This is a genomic window from Aestuariirhabdus haliotis (assembly GCF_023509475.1).
Taxonomy (GTDB): domain Bacteria; phylum Pseudomonadota; class Gammaproteobacteria; order Pseudomonadales; family Aestuariirhabdaceae; genus Aestuariirhabdus; species Aestuariirhabdus haliotis.
Genome location: NZ_JAKSDZ010000056.1, coordinates 1 through 18,317, shown reverse-complemented (window position 1 = coordinate 18,317; position 18,317 = coordinate 1). Strand labels below are relative to the sequence as shown.

The 18,317-nt window shown below is 54.1% G+C and carries 18 protein-coding genes; 10 read left to right on the top strand and 8 right to left on the bottom strand.

All coding sequences use genetic code 11. The features are described from left to right. Window positions 1–193: 193 nt before the first annotated feature. Complete coding sequence (locus tag MIB40_RS17730; protein ID WP_249696836.1) at window positions 194–1,201, top strand: SGNH/GDSL hydrolase family protein; 1,008 nt, start codon at window positions 194–196, stop codon at window positions 1,199–1,201. A gap of 134 nt (window positions 1,202–1,335) precedes the next feature. Here MIB40_RS17730 and MIB40_RS17725 read toward each other — a convergent pair whose 3' ends face one another. The 3 genes from MIB40_RS17725 to MIB40_RS17715 all read right to left on the bottom strand — a co-directional run bounded on the left by MIB40_RS17725 (window position 1,336) and on the right by MIB40_RS17715 (window position 3,215). Then, complete coding sequence (locus tag MIB40_RS17725) at window positions 1,336–2,085, bottom strand: DUF3379 family protein (protein WP_249696835.1); 750 nt, start codon at window positions 2,083–2,085, stop codon at window positions 1,336–1,338. Next, the gene (locus tag MIB40_RS17720) at window positions 2,082–2,594 is read right to left on the bottom strand and encodes a sigma-70 family RNA polymerase sigma factor (RefSeq protein WP_249696834.1); all 513 of its coding nucleotides are present in this window, start codon (window positions 2,592–2,594) and stop codon (window positions 2,082–2,084) included. The genes MIB40_RS17725 and MIB40_RS17720 overlap by 4 nt, the downstream gene beginning before the upstream one ends. 162 nt (window positions 2,595–2,756) lie before the next feature. Then, a complete protein-coding gene (locus MIB40_RS17715) occupies window positions 2,757–3,215 on the bottom strand; it encodes an outer membrane lipoprotein (protein WP_249696833.1) in 459 nt (152 codons plus the stop codon). A gap of 103 nt (window positions 3,216–3,318) precedes the next feature. On the opposite strand from MIB40_RS17715, the gene MIB40_RS17710 reads away from it, so the two are divergent. Both MIB40_RS17710 and MIB40_RS19785 read left to right on the top strand, forming a co-directional pair. Further along, window positions 3,319–3,570, top strand: a complete 252-nt coding sequence (locus MIB40_RS17710) for a hypothetical protein (RefSeq protein WP_249696832.1) — start codon at window positions 3,319–3,321, stop codon at window positions 3,568–3,570. A gap of 14 nt (window positions 3,571–3,584) precedes the next feature. Next, complete coding sequence (locus tag MIB40_RS19785) at window positions 3,585–4,619, top strand: GGDEF domain-containing protein (RefSeq protein ID WP_249696831.1); 1,035 nt, start codon at window positions 3,585–3,587, stop codon at window positions 4,617–4,619. Here the strand turns inward: MIB40_RS19785 and MIB40_RS17700 are convergent. After that, complete coding sequence (locus MIB40_RS17700) at window positions 4,616–5,764, bottom strand: 1-acyl-sn-glycerol-3-phosphate acyltransferase (protein WP_249696830.1); 1,149 nt, start codon at window positions 5,762–5,764, stop codon at window positions 4,616–4,618. The genes MIB40_RS19785 and MIB40_RS17700 overlap by 4 nt on opposite strands. A gap of 211 nt (window positions 5,765–5,975) precedes the next feature. Between MIB40_RS17700 and MIB40_RS17695 the strand changes: the two genes are divergently transcribed. Then, entirely contained in the window at window positions 5,976–6,461 is a 486-nt protein-coding gene (locus MIB40_RS17695) for a tetratricopeptide repeat protein (RefSeq protein WP_249696829.1), read from the top strand. Window positions 6,462–6,505: 44 nt separating this feature from the next. On the opposite strand, the gene MIB40_RS17690 is transcribed toward MIB40_RS17695, so the two are convergent. Together MIB40_RS17690 and dinG are read right to left on the bottom strand one after the other, a co-directional pair. After that, complete coding sequence (locus MIB40_RS17690) at window positions 6,506–7,666, bottom strand: serine hydrolase domain-containing protein (protein WP_249696828.1); 1,161 nt, start codon at window positions 7,664–7,666, stop codon at window positions 6,506–6,508. Window positions 7,667–7,762: 96 nt separating this feature from the next. Next, on the bottom strand, window positions 7,763–9,892 hold the full coding sequence (gene dinG / locus MIB40_RS17685) for an ATP-dependent DNA helicase DinG (protein ID WP_249696827.1): 2,130 nt from the start codon (window positions 9,890–9,892) through the stop codon (window positions 7,763–7,765). Window positions 9,893–10,134: 242 nt separating this feature from the next. Between dinG and MIB40_RS17680 the strand changes: the two genes are divergently transcribed. The 5 genes from MIB40_RS17680 (at window position 10,135) to MIB40_RS17660 (ending at window position 15,519) form a co-directional block, all read left to right on the top strand. After that, window positions 10,135–10,623: a YchJ family protein gene (locus MIB40_RS17680; RefSeq protein WP_249696837.1), complete on the top strand. Its 489-nt coding sequence runs from the start codon at window positions 10,135–10,137 to the stop codon at window positions 10,621–10,623. Between the two features lie 187 nt (window positions 10,624–10,810). Continuing rightward, window positions 10,811–11,794 carry a TAXI family TRAP transporter solute-binding subunit gene (locus tag MIB40_RS17675; protein ID WP_249696826.1) on the top strand — a complete coding sequence of 328 codons (984 nt, stop codon included), beginning with the start codon at window positions 10,811–10,813 and terminating at the stop codon, window positions 11,792–11,794. Between the two features lie 109 nt (window positions 11,795–11,903). Next, window positions 11,904–14,498 (top strand): TRAP transporter permease, encoded by a 2,595-nt coding sequence (locus tag MIB40_RS17670; protein WP_249696825.1) that lies wholly within the window; start codon window positions 11,904–11,906, stop codon window positions 14,496–14,498. Window positions 14,499–14,514: 16 nt separating this feature from the next. Further along, on the top strand, window positions 14,515–14,946 hold the full coding sequence (locus MIB40_RS17665) for a universal stress protein (RefSeq protein ID WP_249696824.1): 432 nt from the start codon (window positions 14,515–14,517) through the stop codon (window positions 14,944–14,946). 195 nt (window positions 14,947–15,141) lie between these two features. Continuing rightward, window positions 15,142–15,519 (top strand): DUF3461 family protein, encoded by a 378-nt coding sequence (locus tag MIB40_RS17660; protein WP_249696823.1) that lies wholly within the window; start codon window positions 15,142–15,144, stop codon window positions 15,517–15,519. A 119-nt stretch (window positions 15,520–15,638) separates the two neighbouring features. Here MIB40_RS17660 and MIB40_RS17655 read toward each other — a convergent pair whose 3' ends face one another. Continuing rightward, window positions 15,639–16,247, bottom strand: coding sequence for a YitT family protein (locus tag MIB40_RS17655; RefSeq protein WP_249696822.1), 609 nt, complete (start codon window positions 16,245–16,247; stop codon window positions 15,639–15,641). 112 nt (window positions 16,248–16,359) lie between these two features. Further along, window positions 16,360–17,049, bottom strand: a complete 690-nt coding sequence (locus tag MIB40_RS17650) for a pseudouridine synthase (protein ID WP_249696821.1) — start codon at window positions 17,047–17,049, stop codon at window positions 16,360–16,362. 159 nt (window positions 17,050–17,208) lie between these two features. Between MIB40_RS17650 and MIB40_RS17645 the strand changes: the two genes are divergently transcribed. After that, the gene (locus MIB40_RS17645) at window positions 17,209–18,087 is read left to right on the top strand and encodes an NAD(P)-dependent oxidoreductase (RefSeq protein ID WP_249696820.1); all 879 of its coding nucleotides are present in this window, start codon (window positions 17,209–17,211) and stop codon (window positions 18,085–18,087) included. Window positions 18,088–18,317 lie beyond the last annotated feature (230 nt).

Genomic DNA, 18,317 nt, shown 5'->3' with positions numbered 1-18,317 from the left:
TTTTTGAAAGGTCTGGACCTTACTGCAAAGACGTGCCGCGATTCTGGATTCGCCTGAAAGCCAGAGTTCATCTGAATTAATCAGAGGTGCCTTAATGGTTGCTGATCCATAACAACAAAACTTCATAGATCGTTTTCGCGAATGCTTACATTACCCGGATCGGCATAAACAAGCAGAACTCTTGGGGGTGAGAATGAATAAACTCTTCAGCGCAACAATGATGCTGGCCCTGCTCTCCAGTCCGGCAACGGCTGGTATGCTGACCGATTACTACACCAGCTTCTACTCTTTTGGTGACAGCCTTACGGATGACGGCAAACTTGGTCCCGGTGTGCTGCAAGCACCCAGTCTGAACGGTCGCTTCAGCAACGGACCGACTTACGCGGAACATATCGAAGAGCTATTTATAAGCTCCGGTCTGGACACGGGAAATCTTGCACTGGGCGGCGCCACGGCGGGCGACATCAACGCCAACCCGGCGCCACCGCTGAATACCTTTAACGGGCAGATTGGTGTTTTTCAGCACTCACTCGCCACTAATACCCCCCTCCCGACACCCCCAGCTGACCCACCTAAGTCGGCAGGTCCCGCACCCGGTACCAATCCCTTGGTATCCGTCCTTTTTGGCGGCAATGATATATTTCAGGGACTGGACCCGCTGGATGCAGCAGATGATGTCACCGACGGAATCAGGTCAATTGCGGCGATAAACCGTTCTCTGTTCGATGATTTTTTCGTGCCCAACCTGCCTCTGGGCTTTGACCCAGTCTTTGGATTTTCCGCCACCTTATTTAATGACCAGCTAGCGAACAACATTTCGCTGCTTCGTTTGGAAGGCTTCAATGTTATCGAGTTCAATACCCAGGCAGTGTTTGATGAGCTTGTTGATGACATCATTAACGGTGGAACCCTGTTTGGCATTACGGGCGCCGGGCCTTGTCGTGAAAGCTTCGCAATACCCGGGGACAGCTGCCTGGACGCTGGTATCGATCCGAATACGCTCCTGCTAAACGACAGGGTACACCCCAACGGGGTTGTCCATCAGGTGTGGGGGGATAGAGCCATCGCAGCTATTGAGACTGCTACTGTGCCGACGGTGGGAACCCTGCCGCTGATGCTAAGCGTACTCATTGTGCTTGGTTTTACTCGCCTACGTCGACGCGCCCAGCCGATCGGCGTTACGAAGGCTCCAATTATTTAAGAGCATGCAAGAGGTCAGAGCCCTTAAGTCATAAAAAAGCCCGCGTTGCGGGCTTTTTTATGACGCCGAATGAGCAATGCATTATAGGGGTAGCAACCTCACGACCCTATCGACCAAAGGCACACTGCGCGCACCTAAATCCTCAGCACTCGCACCGAACTGATCACCCGTTCGCGAACACGATCCAGATCGACGGCTTCGGGGCCAATCAAGGCCAGTGAGCCTCTTTCCAACGCGACGGTCTGCACCCGAGTGGCATCGGCGCTGGAGTAGTCAAAGGGCCGCAGCTCGCTGTTGGGCATCATCAGGATGGTCACCGGGCCGGATTCCGTTTGCACGACCAGGTGCGCTGCGAGCTGGCCCTCGATCAGGCAGTTGCCGGCAAAGGTTACTCCGCCAAGATGAGCCAGAGTCTCAATGTCGACATTGTTCAAGGTGTAGGCGAGTCGCCCCTGGGTTACCGCATCCTGTAATTGCAGGGTATAGGCTTCATGCTCGACATGATCGACCAGCATCTGGGCAATCTGGGCGGGGTTACCCTGGGTGCGAAGATTAATACCCAGGGTTACGGCAACAATCGAGGCGGCCAGAGCAAAGCCCGTGGCCCATTTACGCCACTTAACCGGCGCTACCACATTATCCCTGGTGGGAAGCATGGTGACGGCGCTGTCTCCCTGCTCCTCAAGCCGTTGGCGCAGCGTCACTCGCGCCGCCAGGTCATCGGGGACCTCGATCGCAAAGGCTTTTTCCAGCAGGCGTTCCTGCTGCAGCAAGCCGCGATAATAGGTATGACAAGCAGTACACTGTTCAAGATGCTGATCCGCTTCATCACCCATATGTTGGGGATCTTCAAGAGAGATCCGACGAAATTCCATGCAATTCATTGAGTCGCCCCTCCCATTTCCTCTTCCTCATCCATCAACAGGTCACGCAGTTGCAGACGCGCACGTCTCAACCGGGTGGCCACCGTATTGGCCGGAATCTCCATCTGCTCCGAGATCTCCTCCTGGGTAAAACCCATCACCATCTGCATCAACAGGGGTTCACGGTACATCTCTTCCAGATTGGCAATTCCGACCCGCAGGCTTTCCAGCTCAGCAGAAAAGCCTTCTGAAGAACGCTCATCTACCAGAGACTCCATCGGCAGATCGCTGTAATCCAGGGACTTGCGTTGAAAACGACGGGCGTTCTCGCGGCGCAATATTGTGATCAACCAGGACTTGGCCGCCCCCATGCTTTGCAGGGAATCCAACGCCCGCCAGGCCCGTAAAAAAGTTTCCTGCACCAGATCTTCGGCTATGGTGCGATCACCGCAAAGCCAGTAACCGTAGCGATACAGAGGCTTTTGATAGGCCTCCACCAGGGAGTTAAAGAGGTTCTGTTTATCATTCATGGTCAATAGGGACAGGGCCTGGGGCCAAAAACTTTCAGGCCGGCAGTATAATAATTTCCACCCCGGACCAAAAGAAAAGCCACGACCCGACGGGATCATGGCTTTAGAGTGGCAAATCTGTCGGCAGCCTTGCTGCAGGCTGCCAGACCAATGTCGCTCAGATCACTGGATCACCCGTGACACCCCATTGGCAGTCAGCACTTTGACCGAGTCGCCCTTGTAAAACTGCACATTGGGATCGGCTTGCTGCACTACGGAGATATAGGTGCCATCGCTCAGTTCAATCGTCAACTGGACGCCTTGCTCCCGAGTGTAGGCCTCTTCCGCCTGACCACCGAGCAGACCACCGGCCACAGCCCCGGCGATTGCGGCAATGTCGCTGCCTTTGCCAGAGCCAATGGTTGAGCCTGCAATACCACCGGCGGCACCACCGGCGATCGCGCCTATACCTGACTTGGTACCTTCGATCTGCACCAGCTGCACGTCCAGCACGACGCCTAGCTTGACCTGTTGAACCTGACGGGCTTCATCGCGGGAATAGCTGGTTCCGGACAGGTTGGAGACACAACCGCTCAACACAAACAGGCTCAAAAATGCCACCAGCATATAATTTCGTTTCATCACAAACCTCCAAAAGAATAGTAATCCCTGTCTCGCCCGCAGATCCTGCTGTGCAGTATACTCGGCACTAGAATACTACCAGTATGAGGATAAGCACCGGATTATGGTATACGTAATTATAGTAGTGTCGACGTTAAGCGCCCTACTGTTCCATTTTTACCTTTACCGACTGATCAAACGTTGGGCCGAACGGGATTTCCTGCGTTCCCTGTGTGAGGACGACGAGGAAAAACTTCAGTTTCTAGAAACCGAATATGCTAACGTCATTGCTCGGCGCCTCAAACGCGACGCCTTTGAAGCGCATTTCAACCAGCTGGCCACCGATTACGAACAGCAACGCACGAAGGAATCCTGACAGGGCCCTGAACAGTGAGCGATATTCAATCTCTTATAGAAACCCTGAAAGCGAACGAAGAGATTGCCCGCAAGCTATTTGATATCGAAGTATCCATTCTATCCAGCGATCACAGCGATGATCTGTTTGAAAAACTGGTAAAACGGATCAAATCCGGCTTTGATATTCCGTACGTCTGGCTGACCCTGTTAACCGACAATCCGATTCCTAATCTGAATGAGAAATTTCGCGACTCCTATTGGCTGCAGCATCATCTGCACAGCCTCGACAGCAGCGAACTGATCAGCCTTTCCAACCAGGGCAACCGACCTCTGCTCAGTAACACCCTGGATGAGCTCAGCCACCTGATACCTGCTCATTACTTTGGTGAAATACGATCACTGGCAGTTATTCCGTTAATTCTGGACCAGCAGCTGGTTGGGGCCATCATGCTCGGAGACAGTGACAGTGAGCGTTACCACCCGGAGCTCGGTACCTTTCACCTGGAACAATTATCGGTCAAGGCATCCATCTGTCTGTCCAACGTGATTTCACGGGAGCGGCTCGAATACCTGGCCACCCGCGATCCTCTGACCGGACTGCTCAACCGACGGGAGATGGAGATCCACCTGCAGCATGAACTGGAACGCTGCGAACGCTACCAGGCATCCATGGCGGTGTTGTTTATCGATTGCGATCGTTTCAAACAGATTAACGATCAGTATGGGCACGATTTTGGCGACGCCGTGTTGGTGCATGTGGCCCAGGGTTTAACCCAGTTGGTGCGTGCCAATGACCGGGTTTTTCGTTTTGCCGGGGATGAGTTTGTCGTGGTGTTGGCCAACCAGAGCCGATATGACGCACGTCATGTGCGTCAGCGTATAGAGGACTATTTTGAGGCCAACCCGTTATTGATGAACCGCAAACTGGTACCCATCCGCCTGAGCTGCGGCATCAGCGCACCCTCAGCCGAACAAGCCAGCAGCGTTAAGGCCCTGTTGAAAGAAGCCGACAATGAGCTGTTGCGGCAAAAACGCCAGCGAGGGGATTCGAACTCCGCTCGGCGTTAATTCGCTTGTGTCGAGCGCAATCGATTGACCACCGGCGCGGCGTACATTTTCAACCACCAATCACGGTGCTCGACCGGACAGAGTCTCAGGCGCTCTTCAAAATCGGCTTGCTCGGCCTTGCTACCCAGCTGGGCCGCGGTTAGCTCAACCTGTGCCAGATCCTCATAATCGGCCTGCAGATATTTAAACGCCAGATAATTAATGGGGAACAAACGATACGACTGCCACATGTGACGATCCACCTCGGCAGCCACCTGCTTGGCATCTTCATATTCAGCGCCCAGGGGTTCACCAAAGGCCAGGTGCACACGTCCCTTGAAGCCAACAATTCCCGCCACAATACTACGGTCGTCTTCGCCCTCTTCCTTGCTATAGCTGCCATGCTGCTCGGTTTCGTACAGCTCTTTGGCTTTTAAACCATCGCAGGGGTCAAATTCGTAGGAGATCGACACCGGCACAATATGCAAACGTTCAATCACCTCATTAAAGGGCTGGCCCTTTTGACTGATGGTCAGCATCTTGATGATCGCGCTGTCGGTCTGGTCATTACCGTCCTTGGCGCGCCCTTCCCGCTGGGCAATCCAGATGGAATCACCGTCAGCAATCGTATGGTTGATATAGCCGGACAGTTGCTGGAAGGCCGCCAGCTTTTCACGCCGGCCCTGGGCGGAACGATTAACGATAAAGCTCTTGTTGAGGCGCATCAGGTCGCTGACAAAAGGCTGTTTCAGCAGGTTGTCCCCGATGGCGATATGGGGCGTCTTCAAACCCTGGTGGTACACCGCAAAATTGACGAAGGTGGGATCCATAACAATATCGCGATGATTCGCCATAAACAGGTAGGGCCGGTCGGATTGCAACCGGTCGAGCCCTTCGTAGCTGACCGAGGTGGTGGTTTTACGGATCGTACGGTCGACGTAGCTTTCCACCTTTTCCTGCAGGCTGTGTACATCGATGACTCCGGCCAATTCACGCTTCAAAATAGTGCGCACCAGGGGGTGCAAGACCACCGAAAACCAGCGACTTAATCGGGGAAAACGAAATCGACTCAGGGTAGCGATAAAGGCATCATCCTGCAGCAGGCGATCCAATACCTCTCGTACTTCATGATCCCGATAGGGCCTTATATCCTTGTAGGTATCCATCAATGAACTGACTCATACTCTTGGCTTACAACAGAGCAGGCGTGTTAACACCCGCCGATTAGGGATCGCGATTATAACGGTTCGACGGCTACGAATCTGCTTCCACGCCGTGACACTTTGTAAACATTGGACAAAACGTCGCATTGGGATTGCCCAGCGAATCCTCTATAATGCGCCGCAGCCGAACAACTCATGACGGAAGCGGATCTCCATGACCAGATTACCAGCCTTACTTTCCAGTCTATTACTGGCCCTCAGTTCAGTAGTCCAAGCCGATCTCTACACTGATACCCAGGCCCTGTTCAACGCTGGCAAGACCACCCAGGCGATCGCCGAACTGAAAAAAGCATCCGATGCCGGGGATGCCAGTGCCAAGGCATTGTTGGGCCAGGCCTACGAGACCGGGAATGGTGTAGAGAAGGATCTGGAGCAGGCCTTCGCCCTCTATAAAGACTCCGCGCAAGTGCAGAACCCTCTCGGTCAGTACTATATTGGCCAAGCCTATTTTAATGGCCGCGGCGCCGACCGTAATCTGATCAGCGCCTATCTCTGGCTGACCCTCAGTGGCGAGCAAGCCTCCCCGGTTCAGCAACAGGCCCAGACCGCTCAACAGCAGGTGGCAGCCGAGTTGAACCCTCTTCAGCTGGAAAAAGCCCAGTTGCTGGTTGAACAGCTAAAAACGCTGTACCTCGACTAACCCATCACCGCAAACGGCCTCAATGGCGAGCCGCTGAACACCCCCTATAAACAGCGGTAGAGCGCGTCGATCAAACGGTCGGCGCGCGGATCAACCAGCACGGCACTGCCCATTCGATTGCACACATAGCCGAACCCCAGCTGGTTAGCCGGATCGGCAAAGCCCAGCGCCCCGCTGGCACCCTGATGACCGAAGTTACCTTCTCCCCCTAGCCTGGCCAGATGTTCGTTCTGGTGCAGCAGATACCCCAAACCAAACCGGGTTGAGCACCTTAACACCTCGTCCTCACCAGACACCTGCTGCTGTCGCGACTGTTCGATCAACCCGGCATCCAACAGTTGGTGCGAACGATAACGCCCACCGTTGGCCAACATATCGTAAAACACAGCCAGGCTACGGGCGGTACCATGGCCATTCGCCGAGCAAAGCTCCATTCGACGCCACTCGGGTTTGTTGGTGGAGTTCATCACCGACATCGGGTTGGTAAACGCCCGAGCGGTGACGCCCTTGGGGTTGCTCATGATCTCTCGCATCACTGCCGTATCAGGAATTTCCGTGATGGAGCCTCGTGACATGCGCGCAACTCTCGAATCACAGTGTTCGGGCAGGCCAATGTACAGCTCTTGCTCCAGAGGTTGCATCAGTTCCCGCTGCACAAATTGCCCCAGAGTTTCTCCCGCCACCCGGCGAAACAGCTCGCCGATAGTCCAGCCAAACACGACTGGCGAATAACCATGGCGACTGCCGGGCTCCCACCAGGGGGATTCCTGCTCAACGTAGTTCACCATGCAGTGCCAATCGAACAGCTCTTCATCGCCGACATCAGGATGAATAGCTGACAGGCCCGCGCTGTGACACAACAGCTGCTCGACCCGAATAGCCTCCTTACCCTTGCAGCCAAATTCTGGCCAATACTGGGCAACGGGAGCCTCCAGTGACAATTTGCCACGCTCCACCAGCATCAGAATAGCGGCACTGGCGATGCCCTTGGTGCAGGAAAAGAGGTTTACCAGGCTGTCCTGTTGCCAGCTTTCTGTCTGCTCTTTATCAACATGGCCGGCCCAGAGATCGACTACCGTTTCACCCCCGAGGCTCACACTCAGGGCCGCCCCCAGCTCTTCGCCTTCGACAAAAAGCTCCGCGAAGGCTTCACGCAACGGCTCGAATTTGAGATCGAAATAACCCCGAATCGGGATAGCTTGCATACCTGTTCTCCTACCTGAAAGTTCTTATTATTGGCAGTGTTGTACTGCGTTTATTTATTGGTCAGCAAGTTAATTCAAAATGAGCCCCAGCCTGTACTAATCGATACGACGCTGGAAAGGCGGTAAGGCATCGAGCAGTGCGCGCCCATATCGGGCGCTGACCAGTCGCCGATCCAGAATAGTAATGGAGCCTCGATCCGATTCGGTTCTCAGCAACCGCCCGCAGGCTTGCACCAGACGAACGGACGCATCCGGCACACTGATCTCCATAAAGGGGTTACCCCCCCGGGATTCAATCCATTCCCCCAACGCTGCCTCTACCGGATCATCCGGTACCGCGAAAGGGATCTTGGCAATGATCACCTGCTCGCAGTAGGCGCCAGGCAGATCGACCCCTTCAGCAAAGCTGGCCAAACCAAAGATGACACTGGTTTTGTCATCATCGATACGCTTGCGGTGCTGGCTGATCAGCTCCTGCTTCGAACGATCTCCTTGCATCAAAATCCGTTGCTGCCATTGCCGGCCTATGCCGGCAAAAACGTCCTGCATCTGGCGGCGCGAAGAAAACAGTACCAGTGCGCCCGACTGCTCCTCCAGTAGCGCCGGCAGACAATCGATGATCGCCTCGGTGTGTTGGTCGGGGGATTTAGGGTCCGCGTTGAGCGCCGGAATGCGTAAGCTCGCTGCATCCTCATGATAAAAGGGGCTGGGCACCACCGCGCAATTGGCACTGTCCGGAATCCCGGCACGCATTTTCAAGCGGTCGAAACGCCCCAAAGCGGTCAGGGTTGCGGAGGTCACCACCGCGCCATAACAGCTGTTCCAGAGATTTTGCCTCAGGGTTCGCGCCGCCAATATGGGACTGCAGGCCACCTCCAGATCGAAGTTACCCTCCTGTTCGAGCAACCAGACCCAGCGGGCAATGGGCGGCTCGCCTTCAGGATCCTGAATGGAATACAGTTGCCACAAACCAAACCCGGCATCGGCCCGGGACAGCATGGCTCCCAGCAGCGGATACCAGGCCTCGGCGTCGATCACATCCACCCCATCGACTTTACCGTCCATGGCCTCCTTGAGTTCATCGCAGAGTCGCGTTAACAGCTCGCAGATACCTGAATAATGCGCTTTCAAATGACCCGCCAACTCCCGCATGGGCTCGGGCACAATACCATTGGCAAAACGAAAGCTAGGCCGGTAGCTGTCGGGGTTGGGGAACTGGCTTGCGGACTCTACCACCGCGAACATCTGCTGCTGGCTCTCCAGAGTGGCCTGCAACCGATCGGGCAACTGTTCCAGCCAACGTCCCAGATCACCCGGCAAAGCTTGCTGGGCGACCAGTTTACGAATTTGCTTAGTGCTTTGTTCCAGCCAGTTCTCCGTACCCCGTAGCCGGCCATGGTGGGCAAAATGATTGATCGCCTTATCGGGTAAGTGATGACCCTCATCGAAGATATAGATGCTGTCGGCGGGTGCGCTGAGAATGGCTCCTCCGCCCAAAGCCAGATCCGCCAAGACCAGGTCGTGATTAGCCACCACCACATCGGCCCGGGTCAGTTCTTCACGGGCCTTATAAAAAGCGCACTGGCCAAAATTGGTACAGCGACGTCCGCTGCACTGGCCATGATCGGTGGTGACGGTGCGCCATAGCTGGTCATCGAGCTCGCCCTTCCAGTTATCCCGGTCGCCATCCCAGCGGTTGGTGGCCAGCTCATCGATCATGCCCTGGTACAGTTTGACCGCCCCCTCATCGACATCAATGCTAAAACCTTCCTGGGCAAAGAGCTCCATGGTGGCCACGTTTTCCTGCCCGCTTTGCAGTAGCTGATCGAGTTTGCTCAGGCACACATAACGCCCTCGCCCCTTGGCCAGGGTAAAAGTGAAGGAGAGGCCACTCTTGTGTCGAATATCCGGCAGATCCTTGAACACGATCTGTTCTTGCAGGGCCACCGTGGCGGTAGAGATGATCAAGCGTTTATCAGCGGCCTGGGCCACGGGGATCGATGCCAGGGCATAGGCCACGGTTTTACCGGTACCGGTACCCGCTTCCACCACGGCCACCGCCGGATCCGACTGTCGTTTACCCTCATCGTCGCATTCGATAGCACCCAGGGTTCGGGCAATTTCGGCAATCATCAACTTTTGACCGTAACGCGGCTTCAATTCCTTGTTTTCAAGAAACTGCCGATAGGCCTGCTGAATGCTGGTTTTCAACTCATCGTTTAACATCAAGATTCGATCCGGCGATCACGGACAACAGGCAAATACACGGCAAGCATGAAAACTCCGAACACGCATAAAAAGAAGGCGCCCATTCTACTGCATGGCCGATAGAGGGGACAGCATCGGTCTACACTGTGAATCACAACCGATGAAACCTTTGTGTACAAGACGTCTCTTTTGTAAAATGCGACACCTTGTGAAACATGAAGGAAACTCGTGATCATCATAGGGTTATCCATTTGTCTAATATGACACCGATTAACAACACCGAGCCGTGCCCCTGTAACAGCGGCAAAAACTATCAGGTTTGCTGCCAGCCCCTGCATCGAGGTGAACAAAAAGCAACCCGGGCCGAACAGCTGATGCGCTCACGCTATTGCGCTTTCAGTCTGGGCAACATTGATTACCTGTTAGCCACCACCCAGGCGAGCCAACGACCAAATCTGGACCGTCGCTCTCTTCAGGACTGGCTTGCACGCACCAGCTGGCAAGGCCTGGAGATTTTAAGCACTGAAAGCGGAGACGAACATTCAAACTCCGGTAGCGTGGAATTCAAAGCCTGGTATCAGCTCAAGGGCGACCAGAACACCCATTGCCACCATGAGAAATCCGAGTTCATTCGTGAACACAATACGTGGGTTTTTATTGATCCCTCTGCCCGGGTTTCTGCCCCGGGGAGGAACAGCCCTTGCCCTTGCGGCAGCGGGAAAAAATTCAAACGCTGTTGTGGCCGTTAAACCGGGTTGGTATCAATGGCACAACAGGCTATCGCTTGAGCAAAAGAATGGACTATAGTGGAAGATGTGATTTGGCCCGAGGCCAAAGCGTTATTTTTAGCGACACCAGCTTAGCTGTACCAAAGTTGGCGCGCTCAAGGATCCCACAAGAACAACCACAACACTGAAAAAAAGGAACGAGGCAACTATGTCACTATTCAGAAAATGCACCTACGGTCTGGCCGCCCTGGGACTCGGCGTCGCGACACTGACCAGCACGCCAGCACTGGCCGAACAGCAATTTATTACCATCGGCACCGGTGGCGTAACCGGTGTTTACTACCCTACTGGTGGCGCGATCTGTCGTCTGGTGAACAAGAAGCGTAAAGAGCACGGTATTCGCTGCTCCGTAGAGAGTACTGGTGGTTCTATCTATAACCTCAATACCATCCGTGCCGGCGAGCTCGATATGGGTGTGGCTCAATCTGATTGGCAGTATCACGCTTACAACGGCACCAGCAAGTTCAAGGATCAGGGCGCCAACAAAGACCTGCGCGCGGTATTCTCCGTCCACGCCGAGCCTTTCACCGTTGTGGCCCGTCGCGATTCCGGCATCAAAGGTTTTGATGACCTCAAGGGCAAGCGCGTCAACATTGGTAACCCAGGCTCTGGCCAGCGCGGTACCATGGAAGTGCTGATGAATGCCAAAGGCTGGACCCAGAAAGATTTCGCGTACGCCTCCGAACTGAAGTCTGCAGAACAGGCCAAAGCCCTGTGTGATAACAAGGTTGACGCTATCGTCTTTACCGTAGGCCATCCGAGCGGATCTATTAAAGAAGCCACTACCAGTTGCGATACCGTACTGGTTCCTGTGACCGGCGCTGAAGTCGACAAACTGGTGATGGATAACGATTACTATCGTAAAGCCACCATTCCTGGCGGCATGTACAGCGGCAACCCGGAAGACGTGATGACCTTTGGTGTCGGCGCGACCTTTGTCAGCTCTACCAACACCAATGCTGACGTGGTTTACCAGGTTGTCAAAGCGGTCTTTGAAAACTTTGAAGACTTCAAAAAGCTGCATCAGGCGTTTGCTCACCTGAAGAAAGAAGAGATGATCAAAGATGGTCTCTCGGCTCCTTTGCACGATGGCGCCAGCCGTTACTACAAGGAAGCCGGTTTGGGAATGTAACCATCATCCCTGACCACTCTGAGCGGGGCAGATTTCTGTCCCGCTTTTTGCCTTTTACAGACTCGTATTTAACACCCAATAACAAAAGCCATTGAAGGGATTCCATGCTATGACCGCCTCAAAGGAAGCGACAACTACCGACGATGATCTACAACAGATGATCGCAGAGTCCGACAGCGGATCGCGTATGCCGAAAGGCTTACCCGGCGCCATGCTGTTACTGGTACCCATTCTCTGGTCACTGTTTCAACTCTGGTACAGCTCGCCCCTTCCTTTTATTTTTCGCTTTGGTGTTTTCAACGATACCGAAGCCCGTGCGGTCCATCTGGCATTCGCAATATTCCTCTCCTATACCGCCTACCCTGCCCTGACCAGTTCACCTCGTGACTATATTCCCTGGCAGGATTGGCTGTTTGCCCTGGTCGGCTGTTTCTGCGCCTCCTATCTGTACCTTTTCTATACCGAGCTGGCGAATCGCTCTGGCGCACCTACCCAGCTCGACCTCTGGGTTGCTGCCGCCGGCATGGTGTTGTTGCTGGAAGCCACTCGGCGTGCGCTCGGCCCACCACTGATGGTCGTGGCCACTATCTTTCTTATTTACACCTTTGCCGGTGCTTACATGCCGGATGTTATCGCCCACAAAGGCGCCAGTTTCGCCAAAGGCATGTCGCATTTCTGGCTGACCACCGAAGGGGTCTTTGGTGTTGCCCTTGGGGTATCCACCAACTTTGTGTTTCTGTTTGTGCTCTTTGGTGCCCTGCTGGATCGTGCCGGTGCGGGTAACTATTTCATTCAGGTAGCCTTCTCATTATTGGGTCATTACCGTGGCGGCCCCGCCAAAGCTGCGGTGGTCTCATCCGGCCTAAGCGGAATTATTTCCGGTTCCTCCATCGCCAACGTAGTAACCACCGGTACCTTTACTATCCCCCTGATGAAGCGGGTCGGTTTCCCGGCCACCAAAGCCGGCGCGATAGAGGTGGCGGCCTCGACCAATGGCCAGCTAACCCCTCCCATCATGGGCGCTGCCGCCTTTCTGATGGTGGAATACGTGGGTATCTCCTATATCGAGGTGATCAAGCACGCCATCCTGCCGGCGGGTATCTCCTATGTTGCCCTGTTCTATATTGTTCACCTTGAAGCCGTAAAAGCGGGTATGCAGGGACTGCCTCGTCCTTTCAAGCCAACCCTGGCGCAATCGCTGATGAACTTTTTCGGCACCATCTTTGGCCTGTGCGTGCTAACCGGTATCGTCTACTACGGTATTGGCTGGACCAAGGACATGTTCGGCTCAACGGCCACCTATGTGTTGGGCTTCGCGGTTCTGCTGGCCTATATCGGACTGGTTCGTTACGCAGCCACCGTTCCAGAACTCAAGGCCGATGATCCGAAATCGGAAACCCTGGAAATGCCCCCGGTTGGCCCCACCGTAAAAAGTGGTCTTTACTTCCTGCTGCCCATCGTTGTGCTGGTATGGTGCCTGACTGTCGAGCGCTTCTCACCCGGCCTGTCGGCCTTCTGGGCGACGATCTTTATGATCTTTATCGTCGTATCCCACCGCCCGTTACTGGCCCTTTTCCGTCACGAAGGCCAGATAACCCAAGCCGTCACCAACGGTTTCCATGACCTGGTGCAAGGCATGGCCAGCGGTGCTCGCAATATGATTGGTATCGGGGTAGCGACCGCCGCTGCCGGTATCGTCGTAGGCGCTGTCACCCTGACTGGCGTGGGTCTGGTGATGACCGAATTTGTGGAGTTTATTTCCGGCGGTAGCGTCATGCTAATGCTGATTTTCACCGCGATTATCAGCTTGATCCTGGGCATGGGATTACCCACCACGGCTAACTACATCGTGGTATCAACCCTGATGGCACCGGTGATTGTTGCCCTGGGCGCACAAAACGGGCTGATCGTACCGCTGATCGCCGTCCATCTGTTTGTGTTCTATTTCGGCATACTCGCCGATGATACTCCCCCGGTAGGTCTCGCGGCTTTTGCTGCTGCAGCGATCGCCCAAAGTGATCCCATACGCACCGGTATCCAGGGTTTTATCTACGATATTCGTACTGCCATTTTGCCCTTTATGTTTATCTTTAATACCCAACTACTGCTGATTGGTGTGCACACAATATTTGAACTGGTGTTAACCGTCGTCAGCGCTCTGGCAGCCATGCTGGTGTTCGCGATTGCCACCCAGGGCTTCTGGTTTGTTCGCACCCGCTGGTACGAAGTTGTGCCCCTGTTACTGATTGCCTTCACCCTGTTCCGCCCGGGATTCTGGTGGGAGTTCCCTTACCCGGAGCTGGCTTCCAAACCCGCCCACCAGATCGTCGAGATCGCCGAGCAGCTGCCCGAAGAAGCCGACATACGTTTACGGGTCAGCGGCGAAAACCTCGATGGCAAGCAGATAGAGAAAATCGTCATGTTGCCCCTCGGCCCCAAAGCCAGTGGCGAAGAACGTATTGCTCACACAGGCATGGAACTGCTGATTGAAGGTGACAGCGTGACCATTGACGCCGTTGATTTTGGTGGCCCGGCAAACAAGAGCGGCCTCGACTTTGATTGGCAAATCACCGAGATCCAAACCCCGAATGAGCGTCCCCCCAAACAGTTAATGTTTATCCCGGCATTACTGTTGCTGGCTGGAGTATTCCTGAGTCAGCGTCGTCGCTACAACAAGCAACAATCTGCATTGCAACACGCCTAAGGCCCGGAGAAAGAGCATGTTTACTAAAATTCTGTTACCGGTCGACCTGAGTAATGACCAGCCTTCGCAAAAAGCGCTCGACGCGGCAATTTTTCAAGCCAGAGCCTGTCAGGCGTCACTGCATTTATTAACGGTTATACCGGGCTATAGCATGCCCATGGTGACCTCTTACCTACCGAGAGACATCCTCACCAAGGCGCACAACGAAGTCAAAAACCGTCTACAAGAATTTGCCGACCAACAGATCCCTAAAGAGATAGAGTGCACCTTCTCGGTTTCTGATGGTACGGCTTATAAAAGAATCCTTAAGGAAGTCGAGAAACGCTCCATCGATCTGGTGGTAATGGCTAACCACGACAGCCGCAAGTTGGATAAATTCTTCCTGGGTTCAGTAGCCGCCAAGGTTGCCGAGCATTGCAAAACCAATTTGATGATCATCAAGGACTAATCACCAACCAAAAACGTGAAAAGGCGCACGGTTGCACTGAGAAGTGCAGCCGTTTTTGCGGGTTTTTAGCACGGACATGGGTACAAATGCGTATCCCACAATTGGTTGATTTTTGTCACACTAGTATCGATCCAATCAATAGCCGCCAGCGACGTTTTAGACACGCCATCTGGCCCACGTTAAGGAAGCACCGCTATGTACGAACACTTAAAAAGCATGGGCATTAAGCACTACGACCAGATCGAGCGTTATAGCCTGAGATCCGAAGCTGAATATGACATTCTGAAAGTCTACTATCACAAGCAAAAGGGCGACCTTTTTGCCAAGAGCGAAAAGTTTAAATTCCCTCGCCAGAAGAAAACCGTGATGGTCGATAGTGGCACTCATACTTTCCGCAACGTGACCGAGATATCACCTGCGCTTCGCGAAGTCGTTGCCGAACTGGACAAAATCACCCAGCAAGAGCACCGAGCCAAAGACGCCAAGAAAGAAGTTCTGAAAGAGCTGAAGCATCTGGAACGTGTGGTTTCGAACAAAATTGCCGAACTTGAAGCCCGTATTGAACACCTTTAATTCGCGCCATTAATAAAAAAGCCGCCCGGTTATCCGTGCGGCTTTTTTATTGCCTGTTGTTTTGAACAGCCCGAATAACCGACCATTGCCAACCCCGCCGGATACGAGTCACTCAAGTCTCAGGTGTTCATATAACGCCCTGGCTTATGGTTCACCGCAATCGCCAGATTAACCGCCACGGCTCCGATGACAGAGACCAGGAGTATCCAGGGCGTGACCACAAAAAACGAAGCGATGACGATGCCGCAGTCGAGACCCATCTGAAATTTTCCGGCGCTGATGCCATACCGTTTCTGCACGTAGAGTGAGAGAATATTAAAGCCTCCAAGGCTGGCTTTGTGACGAAACAGTATCAACAAACCACAACCGATCATAAGACCGCCCATCACACCACAAAATAACTCATTGGCCGAATCAATGCTGATCACTCGATCGAGAAATTCAGTTGCCAGAGCCACCATAATGATTGAGGTGAAGGTTTTGAGGGTAAAACGCCACCCCATCTGTTTGAGCGCCAGATAAAAGAACGGCAGGTTAAGCCCCACAAATAATACACCGAAGGAGTAACCGGTCAGCTGGGTCAGCAGCAAGGCCAAGCCGGTGGTGCCGCCAGCCAACAATCCGGCGTAATTCAGTAAAAAGACCCCCATCGACACCAGGGCCGTGGCCGTCACCAACGCCTGAACATCCTCGAAGGCGGTGTGTTTGACAGTCTGATCAGCACTCATGATGGTATTTCCTTTGCGGTGATAATGAATACGGGGTAACTGAAGATGGCGGAGGTAAAAATGAGGCGCCATTGTCCACGAACCGAGCCAAAAGGGAAGCCCTATCGGCCTGTTAGCAGTTCAGTAATGACTCAAAATCGAAGTTTGAGGTCCCTTCTACGCGCTCATTCACCTCCGGATGATCAAAGGCTAGTTGCCAGGCGTGTAACATCAGCCGTGGCGCTGCCGCAATTGAGTCGGCATGACCATAGAACCGGCACCCCAGTATTGGGTGTCCAATTTCGGCCAGATGAACCCGCAATTGATGGGAACGACCGGTGATCGGATAAAGTTCAAGCAACGAGCACCCCTTGTCCTCGTGGCGCTCCAGCACTCGCCATCGGGTAAGGCTCGGCTTGCCCTGATCATAGTCGACTTTCTGCCGTGGCCGGTTGGGCCAGTCACAGATCAGTGGAAGCTCGACACAGCCTTCGTCCTCAACCGGTACACCGAACACCATCGCGCGATAGTGCTTCGCCACCGTACGCTGTTGAAATTGCCGGCTCAAAGCACTCAGACTGGTTTTGTTGCGCGCCACCACCAGCAACCCGGAAGTATCCATATCGAGCCGATGCACAGCCCAGGCGTCGCCCCCTTGTTGCTGTAACCGGGTAATCACCGAATCCTGATTCTCCGGTGCCCGCCCCGGCACCGATAGCAACCCCGATGGCTTATCAATCAGCCAAAAACCCTCCTCTTGCCGCAGGATTTGCAAAGGCTCGAGGCAGGGAGGTGCAATGTAATAATCGGGGGCAGTAGACATATCAGGGCAGCAGACATAAGGGGTGCGCATTATACCTCAATATCTCGACTCCCCATCGATTAACTGAATGGCGTTTCCTTGAGGTAAGACAACGAACGTCGATTGCCTGGGGCACCCCAAGGAGTAAACTAAAGATCCCACCACGGACGAGGGTGTCTCATGATTGAAAACAAACGTATCGCAATGGCCGGCGTGGGTAACATGGGCATCGGTATCGCCAGCAATATTCTCAAGGCCGGCTATCCCCTCGGGTTCCTGCAACGCCAGAGTAATCGCCCTACACATCATCTGGTCAAGAAGGGAGCGACGGTTTTTACCCGCCGCCTGCAGCTGGGTCAGCAGGCGGATATTGTTATCCTGTGTGTGACCGGCGCGGCCGATGTCGATACGGTGCTATTTGATAGTCAGGGCATCGCCGATGGACTCCACCCCGGCGCGATCGTCATCGATTGCTCCACCTCGCTTCCCGACACCAGTGTTATGGTCGCGCGCAAACTGGCTGAACGTGGCATCAAATTTCTTGATGCACCCATGACACGAACCCCCAGGGAAGCCGCCGAAGGTCGATTGAACCTGATTGTCGGTGGTGATACCGAGCTACTGGATCTGGTGCGGCCGCTGCTGGAAACCTTCGCCGAGAACATCACTCATGCCGGCCCTGTTGGCGCCGGACACCGACTCAAGCTGGTGCATAACTTCGTTTCCCTGGGTTTTTCTGCCGTGCTCGCCGAAGCGGCCGCGGGCGCCACCCAGGCGGGTATCGATAGCGAGGTGTTGTTGGACGTATTGGGCAAAGGGGGCGGAGCCGGGGTTGTTTTCGAGCGTTTACGCCCCTTTATCGAGCAGGGAGACAGCAGCCCTTTCCGTTTTTCCCTGGCCAATGCCGCCAAAGACCTCGACTACTACACCCGGATGACCCGGCAAGGTTCCCTGACCGACAAAATTGCTCGCACGGTACGAGACACCTACGCCGCCGGATTAGAACTCAGTAGCGAAGGGGTTGTACCGGAGCTGGTCGACTTATTGGCCAAAGACTAGGGCACCTCTGATTAATTCAGATGAACTCTGGCTTTCAGGCGAATCTAGAATCGCGGCACGTCTTTGCAGTAAGGTCCAGACCTTTCAAAAAGGCGTAACAAAGAGTCTGGGTTCGCCTGAAAGCCTCGTAGGGCAGTCCTAAAATGGTTTCTCTCGGTGTTGAAGCCCTTGTTCAGGTCTCGACATGAACGGCGAGCTTCGCCTTGATAAAAACCATTTTAGGATCCGCA